This window comes from Microcoleus sp. BROC3 (assembly GCF_036702515.1).
Lineage (GTDB): Bacteria > Cyanobacteriota > Cyanobacteriia > Cyanobacteriales > Microcoleaceae > Microcoleus.
The window spans coordinates 201295-211772 of the sequence record NZ_JAUBTQ010000001.1 but is presented as its reverse complement, the minus strand read 5'-3'; the positions used below and the strand labels follow the sequence as shown (position 1 = coordinate 211772).

Here is a 10478-nt window from a genome sequence, read left to right as displayed (position 1 = left end):
ACTCCAACTCCAACGGAAACTCCGACTCCGACTCCGACTCCAACTCCAACGGAAACTCCGACTCCGACTCCGACTCCAACTCCAACGGAAACTCCGACTCCGACTCCGACTCCGACTCCAACGGAAACTCCGACTCCGACTCCGACTCCAACTCCAACGGAAACTCCGACTCCGACTCCAACGGAAACTCCGACTCCGACTCCGACTCCGACTCCGACTCCGACGCCAACTCCAACGGAAACTCCGACTCCGACTCCGACGCCAACTCCAACGGAAACTCCAACTCCGACTCCGACTCCAACTCCAACGGAAACTCCGACGCCAACGCCAGAAACTCAAGACGAAGATTGCATTTGCAAGCAGATAACCTTTCCCAGCCCGACTGCTATTCGGGGCCCCAACCAAACAAATAGCACCACCAACGGTACAGAAAGCGACGACATTCTGGAGGGTTCCATTACGAATGACAATATCGACGGCTTAAATGGTAACGACTTGGAGGTTGGCTTCACTGGCAATGACAATATTTATGGCGGATCTTACCTCAGCATCGATCTAGGAAATATAACCATTCTTCCCTCTGCCAAAGATAGCGACGTGCTGTTTGGCAATGAGGGCGATGATTACCTCAACGGGGGTGCTAAAGATGATTTAATTTTTGGGGGCGAGAACGAAGATGTTGCTTACGGTGGCAAAGATGACGACATAATTTTTGGAGACAAACAGAGCGATACTTTAATTGGCGATGAGGGTAATGACACATTATATGGGGGAACTCTTAACCCTTTAGACATCGATTCTACAGGTCGCGATTTGCTATTTGGCCTTAGTGGCGATGATTACCTCAACGGGCAAGAAGCCGAAGATTCCCTTTCTGGCGGTAATGGAAACGATACAGTGCGTGGCGGCAAGGGTGATGATTTGGCCGTAGGAGACTTGGGCAACGACGTGCGGTTTGGGGATGAGGGCAGCGATACTCTCTGTGGTGGCGACGGAGAGGATACTATGTACGGGGATATTGGCAGCCCTCTGGCGATCGGCTCCGCTGGCGGTCAAGACCAGATGTGTGGTGATTTGGGCAACGATTTGTTGTTTGGCAATGAAGGTCAGGATACCGTTAACGGTGATGCTGGAAACGATACTCTTTATGGCGGCAAGGATGAAGACAGTTTACTGGGTAGTGCTGGGGACGATTGGTTATTTGGAGATCAGGGGAATGATACTTTGATTGGAGGTACTGGGGACGATCGCTTTATCTTAGGTATCGACAACGGCCGCGAGACTATTTTAGACTTTCAAGATGGTCGCGATGCGATCGGCTTGACAGGCGGTTTAAGTTTCTCGCAACTGAGCATTACTTTAGAAAATAATTCTACTTCGATCCGAGTTACCAGTTCCGGTCAACTGTTAGCAACTCTCAGCAATGTGTCAACAGGGCTGATTAATGTTGCAGATTTTTCAATTCTGTAAGTAGTTCAACCAAATGATATCAAGTCCGATTGCATCTTGCATCGGACTTGATATGAGTCATATCGTTTCCGGTTGCATCGGAATGATATCGAGGACACGGCACTGCCGTGTCCCTACAATTAATTGTGGTAGGGACACGACTGTCTTGTCGCTGACTGTGGGTAATATTAATTCCGATGCTACCGGAGTTGATCTCAAAATATACGATCGCCTTTTTCAAATAAACTCTATATGATTCTGGATATCTGACGGTTCAAGCACCTCCCAAATCAAAATCAATCCGCGGACAATTTCACCAAGCGAACGACTATTTTGGTGACAGTAAACAATACCGCAATGCTCTAAACCGCGCTGATGAAGTGCTAAAAAATCGTCATCTTGGGTAAAGATTACTCGTTCTTGAGAAATCGCAAAAGCTAATTGTTCTTCATCGGTAGCACCTAAAAGTCGTGCTTCCGGTGTAGTCGTGACATCAATACCGCGCCTTCTCAAAGCTTCTGCGATCGCCCGTTCGACTTGTTCATCCAAATGAAACTGGATCTTTTCCAAGATTCTGCCCTCTTAATTTCTGCTGCACCTTGGAAGGAGTTCTTGCTTGCAATTCCTGAACAAAAGCTTCACTCTCTCGCATTTGTTGTCGAATTTCCTCAAGATGATCGTGGTAATAAGCTAAAGCTGCATATACATCGGCTAAAGTGATTGTGGGATACCGCGACACAATTTCATCAGGAGACATTCCCATTTGTTCGTGCCAAATGACAACATCTTGAACTCTAATCCGATGTCCTGCAATGCGCGGTTTACCGCCACACACTCCCGGAGTAATTTCAATATGTTCGGAAATAACTGCTGTCATAGGATTTCCTCAAAATTCAAGTTAGAATCTATATTTAATTTTCTCTGAACTAAATGAGCTTACTTATTAATTCCGACGATCCAACCATCATAAGTTTGTAGTGAGGTTCAGTCCTTTCTTAAATCTTTGAGCCAATAAGGACTAAAGTCCTCACTACAAACCACTTTGATTGTGGGTAATTCGCCGGACACGATCGAATTTTCAACTAAACCGCAGCCAACTCAGGAGTCGGCCGCTTGCTGTGGCGAATACCCTCGATCGCGCCTGCGTAATCATTCGCCTTAAACACAGCAGAACCAGCGACGATCGCATTTGCGCCCGCTTCCAGAACCTGCCAAGTATTGTTCCCCTTCAAACCGCCATCTACCTCAATCCAAGGATCGAGGCCCTTGTCGTCGCACATTTTACGCAACTGGCGAATTTTCGGCAAAACAGCCGGGATAAAACTTTGACCGCCAAAGCCCGGATTGACGCTCATAATCAGCACCAAATCGCAAAGTTCCAGCACGTACTCGATCAACTCCAAAGGCGTCGAAGGATTAAGAACTACACCAGCCTGCTTGCCCAATTCCCGAATTTGGCCGAGGGTGCGGTGCAAGTGAGGCGAAGCATTATGCTCGGCGTGAACCGAAATAATGTCAGCACCAGCCTTAGCGAAGTCCTCGACGTACTTCTCCGGCTCCACAATCATCAAGTGGACATCGATTACCTTCGTAGTAACAGGGCGAATTGCTTCAACAATCAGCGGCCCGATAGTAATATTAGGAACAAAGCGACCGTCCATCACATCTACGTGAATCCAGTCAGCCCCAGCTCGATCGACCGCCTGAATCTCTTCTCCGAGACGGCTAAAATCGGCTGATAATATGGATGGAGCAATAACGATGGGTTTTTGGGATTGGGTCATGGCTAAGTCTGTTCTCCTGACTGCTGTGCTGTATCCAGTTTATCAAAATACGGGTCTCCGGGTCGAAAAGTTGCCAACGATCGCTTGCGAGATTGGGAGGGCAGAAAAATTTGGCCTCTGACAGACCAGTTTGGCAATCTCACCAGCCCTGCTCTGGGAATTTTGGTTTAGGATATAAATTTTCCCTCTCAAAAATAACTTTTGTGCAAAATCTCACCTTCTGCAAATTTTGGGTAGCGAATTATGAAAAATACAGAGTCCTTGGAAAATCCTGAACTCGATCGTGCAAGTCTGTTTGTATTAATGATCCCAGTCATCGGCTTTTTCCCCGCCCTGTGGACTCTTTACCGCCGTCAGGGCAGCCCCGAACGCAAAGCCGTCAGCCGCTTAGCAATTGCCCTTGCTTTGAGTTGGCTCTTAGGACACATTCTTTTAGAAGCTGGAGCGATTTCTGCGGAATCTCCGACACTTCCCATGTTATTAATGAGTAGCCTGCTAACAACTAGCTATTTCATCGTTGCTCTGGGACTGATGGTTCGCCTCTGGAAGCGTCAACCGCTATGGTTGCCCGGAATTAGTCGCGTAGCCGAGCAAGTAGTGGGCAAACATTTATCATAATTTAGGGTTATTTTCAGCCCCTACCCTATTGATTGATTGCGTCTTCAGCTTGATACTACATATTGCCATTATCTTTTTTATTTTTGTTGTGTGTGAGGAAGCCAGTGCCAGCTCAAAAAATTCCTAATCAAGACCCTATCCAACAATCAACTGCTCAACCTGCCACCAAAAAAGCTTCCCAGCCCCATCGAGGCCGCTGGCTGGGTTTTGGTTTTGGTTTAGCTGGAGTAGCCATGCTCTCAGCCACAGCCGGAGCGTTGCTAGCCGTCTCCCTTTCCACAACGCCGCTTCAGCAACAAAAGTTGAGCCCTGAAGAAGCAGCGGTATTTTCTCAAGGCGACATGGCAAAGCTCAACATGAAGATGCCGGAGCTGACTCGCCCAGTTAATATTTTAGTTTTAGGACTTAAAGTTCTCAGCTCAGACCTCGACGGCCATCCCGATAAGGAGCAGGGATACGAGGTATGGCAAAACTCTTTTAAGGGGTTAACTGATACCATGCTGTTGGTTAGGTTTGACCCTCAAAATAAAAAGTTAAGCGTGCTTTCCATTCCGCGTGACACCCGCACCTATGTTGAAGGTAGGGGCGAGGTGAAAATAAACGAAGCTAATTACTACGGGGGCCCGGCTTCTTCAGCGAAGGCAGTCAGCGGACTCTTGGGCGGGGTGGGAATTGACCGCTATGTCACAGTCAATATTCAAGGCATAAAAAGCTTGGTCGATGCACTTGGTGGCATTACTATCAATGTCCCTAAAGACATGAAGTATACCGATGAAAGCCAGCATTTATATATAAATTTAAAGGCTGGCAAGCAGAAACTCAACGGCGAACAAATCGTGCAATATTTGCTTTATCGGCACGACGATTTGGGCGACATCGGGCGGGTGCAGCGCCAACAATTGTTGATGCGGGCTTTTGTGGAACAGGAAGTAAATGTAGGTTTGCTGTCTCGACTACCGAAGATTTTATCGGTGATTCAGTCTCACCTTGACACCAATTTGAGTATAGAAGAATTGGTAGCTTTGGCTGGTTTTGCTACTCAAACCGATCGCGCTGGCGTGCAGATGTTGATGGTTCCCGGCAAATTTAGCGATTCTAAAGACTACAAGTCAAGTTTTTGGTTGCCAGACCAATATGCCATCGAAACTCTGGTGGCGGAACATTTTGACTTCGGCCAAAATACTTGGACAATTGAGAATGCTGATGCGACTTTTCTGAAGGTGGCGATTCAAGATAGTACCGGAGATCCATCTGCTGTTGAAGATTTTGTCAATACTCTGACTCAAGCCGGTTATCGGAATGTTCAGGTTTACAAGGATTGGCCAGAACCGCTGGAGGTAACTACTCTAGTAGCTCAACAGGGCGATATTAAAGGTGCTCAAGCGATTCGCCAGTTTTTAGGTTTTGGAGATGTGCTGGTTGAGAGTACCGGTTCTTTGCAGTCGGATGTGACAATCAGATTGGGCAAGGATTGGTTGGAGAAAAAGGCTCAGTCCGGCGGTGCGGCTAAGTCTTTTTAAACTGGGTTTTAACCGAGGTATTTTTAGGGACACAGCATTGCTGTGTCCTCTTCTTTTCTGTTGGTAGAGATGAAGGCGATCGCTTTTTTGCCGATTTACTAATAAAGCCCTGGATGCACTAATCCTCAGAAACCCCCTTGAGTCGTAGATTCCTAATTACCAAACCAAGATTTTTTTTGTATAAACCGGGTTTATTATAAGCTAGGACTTGCGCACTCGGATTGCTGGAAAGTTTTTTACCGAGATTAAAGGCTATAACACAGTTTTTTTCAGAAAAAATCCGGTTTCAGCGCAATTCCTATGATACTATATTTTTTGGTAATGATGAATCACGATCGCCATACCGATACTTTTCTGTGCAATCTGAACTGAAACAATAATCTACCAGGGAAAGTTTAAGATATTTTATAAAGGTAGGGTTGATGAACAAGGGTTCTAAAATAGACCGACAGCGGGAACATCAGGCAAATGAACGCACCTTTCTTGCATGGTTACGAACTTCAATCGGTTTAATTGCTTTTGGGTTGGCGATCGCTCGGTTCAGTTTATTTCTGCGTCAATTTCAAGCTACAGTGACTCAGCAAGAAGTTTCCTCCCCTCCCTTCTTCAACTCCGAAACTTTAGGGCTGAGTCTGGTCGTTTTTGGGATTGCGGTCATTCCCTTAGCAGCATGGCGTTATAATCGAGTTTTCTGGCAAATTGAGCGAGGTGATTATCGCCCAAATCGTGTGCTAGTTTGGATTATGACTGGAACTGTGATGATTTTAGGAACATTAACTATTCCGTTGTTGCTGTGGCGAGATCGCGGAAATATAGCTCCCTCTTCAACTCCTAAAAACTCTCAATTCTAAGTTAACCCGATCGGTTAGCTAAACTGAAAATAACCGCAACCAGCTCATTCAGCTTTTGTGCATCTAGATTGTCTGTGGTGTTCGAGAGATGGGGAGAGAGTCTGATGGGGAGAGGATTTAATGATTTTGGCTCGGCTCATCGAAATATACAATTTAAATGCAGTACAACTTACAAGCGGAAGCAAGTGAAATGAAGCCATCGCACCCACAACCAACCTAAAAAACTCCCCACAAAATAAGAGATAAAATCTGACCAACTAAAGTGATTTCCCAAAATCAGCCTTCCGGGTAAAGTAGCTCGCATCGCTTGTAAAAACGAAAGTGTCCACAGTTGGAGAAACTCTACTCCGCAGGTAGCTAGACACACAACTACAGCAGCCCTAATTGGGGAAAATCGCGGCAATATCAGAACTACCAGCAAAATCCAAAATACCTCATAAGCTATGCTCCCAAAAGAGTCGTTGAACCATTCCGGTGCAGGGCTGCGAGAAAATCTCACCGCATAACCTAAAGGGATAATCACGATTATACTGATGAGCAGGGCAATTCGATATTTAAAAAAACGGCGATCGGGAGAAATTGGGGAATTCATTAACTTTGATACAGGTTTTTTCGTTCACTTTAACGCTTTTTCTGTAGTATGGATTCTACTCCCACAACAGTGACATGAGATGAATAATTACATCGCTCTTTACTGCGAACGTACCATGCCTGGTTTATGGAGTGAACCATTAAATGCTGTATCTAATATTTCTTTCCTCATTGCAGCATGGGCTATTTTTCAATTGGCTCGGCGACAGCAAAAAGTAGCCACGGGTATTTGTATATTGATTACTTTAGCCACCAGTATAGGTATGGGAAGTGCGCTATTTCATACATTTGCGACACAATGGGCAAGATTACTAGATGTGATTCCTATTATGCTGTTTCAGCTTGGGTTTTTATGGCTTTATAGCCGTCAAGTAGTGAGGATGAAATATGGATATGCAGGAGGATTGCTCGTAGGATTTTTATTAGCAAGCAACTTCAGCAATAAATTTACAAATATTTTCAACGGTTCTCTTTCTTATGCTCCTGCATTTTTAGTATTACTAGGGCTTGGACTATATCACTATCAACAGCAAAAACGTGAGCCATTTATTCTATTAGCAGCATCCGGGGTATTCCTGTTAGCCCTTTCATTCCGAACTCTCGATCGGGAAATTTGTCCTTACTTTTCAACTGGCACTAATTTTATTTGGCATCTTTGTAATGGTATTTTGTTGTACTTATCAGCAAGAGGATTAATCCTAAACAGAGCTATGATTGACTAGGAATATCTTAACTTTAAAATCAGAATTAGCCCAAGTCTTAGCCAAGCTGCTTGACTGCTATAAGGTTAATCGCGATCGCCCACAGGTAAACTCAGTATAAACCCTGTTTGACCAAGTATGGCAGCATCTAGTTTGATATCGCCGCCGTGGGCCCGTGCGATTTCCCTTGCTAAACTTAGCCCCAATCCCGATCCTTCTATTTTTTGGATCTGAGTGGAGTCACCCCGATGGAAGCGCTCAAAAATGCGATCGCGCTCGCTCAAAGAAATATCTTGAGAGCTATTGACAATTTTCACAATTACTCTTTTTCCCTGACAGTTAGCCTGTAACCTGAGCCAACCCTTGGGTAAATTATATTTAATCGCATTACCAACAAGATTTTGCAAAACCTGCACCAGCAAATCGCGATCGCCCTTGATATATAAATTAGGAGCAATTGCCATTTGTACATCTAAATGCGGTGCTAGCAGTTCCATATCTTCGGCAATTTCCGATAGCAAAGCCGACATATTCACCTCAACCAAATGTAAACCCATACGTCCGGCATCGGCTAGAGAAAGTAACAGAAGTTTACGGGTTATTTCATTCAAACGGCGCACTTCATCCAATAAATTACTCAGCGTTTGCTGCACCTCAGAGCCAGCTTCAACTTGATGTAAAGCCCGTTCTAGTTGACCTTGCAAAATTGCCAGCGGAGTCTTTAATTCGTGGGCAGCATCTCCACTAAAACGAGAAGCTTGTTTAAAACTTCGCTCTAGACGTTCTAACATCTGATTGAACACAAAAATTAATTCTATAAACTCTATATCCGTTGCTCCGTAAGGGACGCGCCGATCTAGCCCCTGTACGGTAACATTCCCGATCGCCATCGTGAGGCGCCCAATTGGATACAGAATACTCCGCGATATGACCCACGCTCCACTCGCAACCAGTAAAAGCACTACGGGAATAGAAATTAGAAAGATATTACGAATCAATTCCATTTCCCCATCGATAGCTTGCAAGTTAACGGCAATGGCTGCTTGACTATAAGGAGAATTAATCGCGCCGACACGCCAAATTGCGGTGCTAGTACGTTGGGTTGCTAGCTTAGCTTTGGGCAATTGAGGAGGATGAAGTGAATCGGATGGCGGTCGCTCGAATGGGGGCAGATCCTGTGGAGGTCGATCGGATGGCGGCCGCTCGAATGGGGGCAGATCGTGTCGAGGTCGATCGTGTGGCGGTCTATCAAATGGGGGTCTGCTTTCGGGCGGTGGAAATAAATTGAGGCGATCGGGAGGTGGTGGCTCTAATGGATTTTGTCGAGGGGGAGGTTCTAATTCAAAATCTATTATGCCAGGATCGGGAGCGGGTAGCGGCAACGATCGCCAGATGGAATTCGCATCAAGTCCATCTTGCCACTGGCTCGATTTGTAGATTAAATTACCATCTCTTTGAGCCACGAGCAAAGCGACGGTGGTTTCTCCATTCATGCCCAAAAGTGATGGCAAAGAATCAGTATAAGCATCCCATTCGGGCGAGCGCGGGCGGGTAGCGTGGATTAACTGAGTTTCTATTCCAGCATCAAGACGCTTGACTTTAGCATCGTAAATCAACCACCAGGAAACAACACCAAAGCCAATCAGAGCAATACTTGCAAGAACAGAAGATGATAGAGCAATGCGAAAGCGGAAAGATTGGAGTTTCATGATGGTGAATCTGGTTTGCGAAACCGATAGCCAACGCCCCGCACACTTTCAACCCATCCCATACCGCCGATAGGTTCAATTTTCTTGCGAATGCGTTGAATACATACATCTACTACATTGGTATTTGGGTTGAAATCATAGCCCCAGATATGTTCGAGGATTTGCGTGCGGGTGAGTACCCGGCCAGGCGATCGCATCAGATATTCCAATAGATTAAACTCCCGGGTTGTCAGTTCGACTTTATGCCGATCGCAGGTAACTTCTCGGAGAATGCGATCGAGCTTAACGGGGCCAACACTCAGAATATTTTGCCCGCTGCCCGAAGCACGCCGCACTACAGCATAAATCCGAGCAACTAACTCCTCAACAAAAAATGGTTTAGCCAAATAGTCATCAGCACCCAGATGCAACCCTTCAATGCGATCGTCTAGTTCATTGCGAGCAGTTAATAAAATTACGGGTACGTTGCGTCCAGCCTTTCGCAGATGTTTGAGAATAGATAATCCATCTTTTCCCGGCAATACAATATCAAGCACGATCGCATCGTACTCATTATCCATCGCCCGCCCATAGCCATCATTGCCATTATCGCAATAATCCACAACAAAGCCTTGTTCTTTCAAGCCCATACAAACAAAATTGGCGATTTTTTCTTCATCTTCAACGTATAGAACATTCATAGATTTACCTATCCGGTTGCGATTATACGGCTATCAGGGATTTACTTAAATTACAAAACTGTAATCCATCCGCACTGTTGCAGGTAATGTTTGGGGAATTTGATGTATTTATAAACATTTTTAGGTCGGCGATCGTAACTCTCATGAAAATTACTTCATTACTCGCGTTACCTGCTACAGCCTTGCTGCTGGGATTTACCAGCTTGACTTTTCCCGATCGAACTACAGCTAATTCTAATACTGTACTAGCCCAGAGCCAGCCCGAACCCAGTCAAGAGCGCAGACGCCCGCCCCGTATAGATTTTGCTGCTGCTGCCAAACAATTAGGAGTCAGCGAAGCCGAGCTAATCGAAGCTTTGGGCCTACCCGCAAAACCGCCGGAACCACCAAGCGAAAATAATCGCCCGTCCAGCCCACCGCCCCGTCCTCGTTTAGATATTCCCGGTGCAGCGAAAAAGTTGGGAGTCACCGAAGCAGAGTTGATTAAAATTCTGGGCATTCCACCGCGTCCACCCGGCGATCGTAATCTACCTCAAAATTCCGAAAAACGCTAATTTTTCCACATTACAAAACTG

The 10478-nt window shown here is 45.7% G+C and carries 12 protein-coding genes; 6 read left to right on the top strand and 6 right to left on the bottom strand.

Annotated elements, in window-relative coordinates; all coding sequences use genetic code 11:
* Window positions 1–1470, top strand: a 1470-nt coding sequence (locus QUB30_RS00940; protein ID WP_333327739.1) for a calcium-binding protein, incomplete at its 5' end; no start/stop codon positions are given.
* A gap of 216 nt (window positions 1471–1686) precedes the next feature.
* On the opposite strand, the gene QUB30_RS00935 is transcribed toward QUB30_RS00940, so the two are convergent.
* The 3 genes from QUB30_RS00935 to rpe form a co-directional block, all read right to left on the bottom strand.
* Window positions 1687–1998, bottom strand: coding sequence for a DUF5615 family PIN-like protein (locus QUB30_RS00935; protein ID WP_333327736.1), 312 nt, complete (start codon window positions 1996–1998; stop codon window positions 1687–1689).
* Window positions 1991–2326, bottom strand: coding sequence for a DUF433 domain-containing protein (locus QUB30_RS00930; protein ID WP_333327733.1), 336 nt, complete (start codon window positions 2324–2326; stop codon window positions 1991–1993). Before QUB30_RS00930 ends, QUB30_RS00935 begins: the two co-directional genes overlap by 8 nt.
* 205 nt (window positions 2327–2531) lie before the next feature.
* Window positions 2532–3233: a ribulose-phosphate 3-epimerase gene (gene rpe, locus QUB30_RS00925; RefSeq protein WP_333318576.1), complete on the bottom strand. Its 702-nt coding sequence runs from the start codon at window positions 3231–3233 to the stop codon at window positions 2532–2534.
* A gap of 243 nt (window positions 3234–3476) precedes the next feature.
* Here rpe and QUB30_RS00920 point away from each other — a divergent pair, with 243 nt between their 5' ends.
* The 3 genes from QUB30_RS00920 to QUB30_RS00910 all read left to right on the top strand — a co-directional run bounded on the left by QUB30_RS00920 (window position 3477) and on the right by QUB30_RS00910 (window position 6222).
* The gene (locus tag QUB30_RS00920; protein WP_333327730.1) at window positions 3477–3851 is read left to right on the top strand and encodes a hypothetical protein; all 375 of its coding nucleotides are present in this window, start codon (window positions 3477–3479) and stop codon (window positions 3849–3851) included.
* A gap of 104 nt (window positions 3852–3955) precedes the next feature.
* Window positions 3956–5371 carry an LCP family protein gene (locus QUB30_RS00915; RefSeq protein ID WP_333327727.1) on the top strand — a complete coding sequence of 472 codons (1416 nt, stop codon included), beginning with the start codon at window positions 3956–3958 and terminating at the stop codon, window positions 5369–5371.
* A gap of 422 nt (window positions 5372–5793) precedes the next feature.
* On the top strand, window positions 5794–6222 hold the full coding sequence (locus QUB30_RS00910; RefSeq protein ID WP_333327724.1) for a DUF202 domain-containing protein: 429 nt from the start codon (window positions 5794–5796) through the stop codon (window positions 6220–6222).
* A gap of 169 nt (window positions 6223–6391) precedes the next feature.
* Here the strand turns inward: QUB30_RS00910 and QUB30_RS00905 are convergent, their stop codons facing one another.
* The gene (locus QUB30_RS00905) at window positions 6392–6814 is read right to left on the bottom strand and encodes a DUF2809 domain-containing protein (protein WP_333327721.1); all 423 of its coding nucleotides are present in this window, start codon (window positions 6812–6814) and stop codon (window positions 6392–6394) included.
* 79 nt (window positions 6815–6893) lie between these two features.
* Here QUB30_RS00905 and QUB30_RS00900 point away from each other — a divergent pair, with 79 nt between their 5' ends.
* Window positions 6894–7535 (top strand): ceramidase domain-containing protein, encoded by a 642-nt coding sequence (locus QUB30_RS00900; protein ID WP_333327718.1) that lies wholly within the window; start codon window positions 6894–6896, stop codon window positions 7533–7535.
* A 65-nt stretch (window positions 7536–7600) separates the two neighbouring features.
* Here QUB30_RS00900 and QUB30_RS00895 read toward each other — a convergent pair whose 3' ends face one another.
* Together QUB30_RS00895 and QUB30_RS00890 are read right to left on the bottom strand one after the other, a co-directional pair.
* Window positions 7601–9223 carry an ATP-binding protein gene (locus tag QUB30_RS00895; protein ID WP_333327715.1) on the bottom strand — a complete coding sequence of 541 codons (1623 nt, stop codon included), beginning with the start codon at window positions 9221–9223 and terminating at the stop codon, window positions 7601–7603.
* Window positions 9220–9903 (bottom strand): response regulator transcription factor, encoded by a 684-nt coding sequence (locus tag QUB30_RS00890; RefSeq protein ID WP_333076378.1) that lies wholly within the window; start codon window positions 9901–9903, stop codon window positions 9220–9222. The genes QUB30_RS00895 and QUB30_RS00890 overlap by 4 nt, the downstream gene beginning before the upstream one ends.
* 143 nt (window positions 9904–10046) lie before the next feature.
* Between QUB30_RS00890 and QUB30_RS00885 the strand changes: the two genes are divergently transcribed.
* The gene (locus QUB30_RS00885; protein WP_333327712.1) at window positions 10047–10457 is read left to right on the top strand and encodes a hypothetical protein; all 411 of its coding nucleotides are present in this window, start codon (window positions 10047–10049) and stop codon (window positions 10455–10457) included.
* Window positions 10458–10478: the final 21 nt, after the last annotated feature.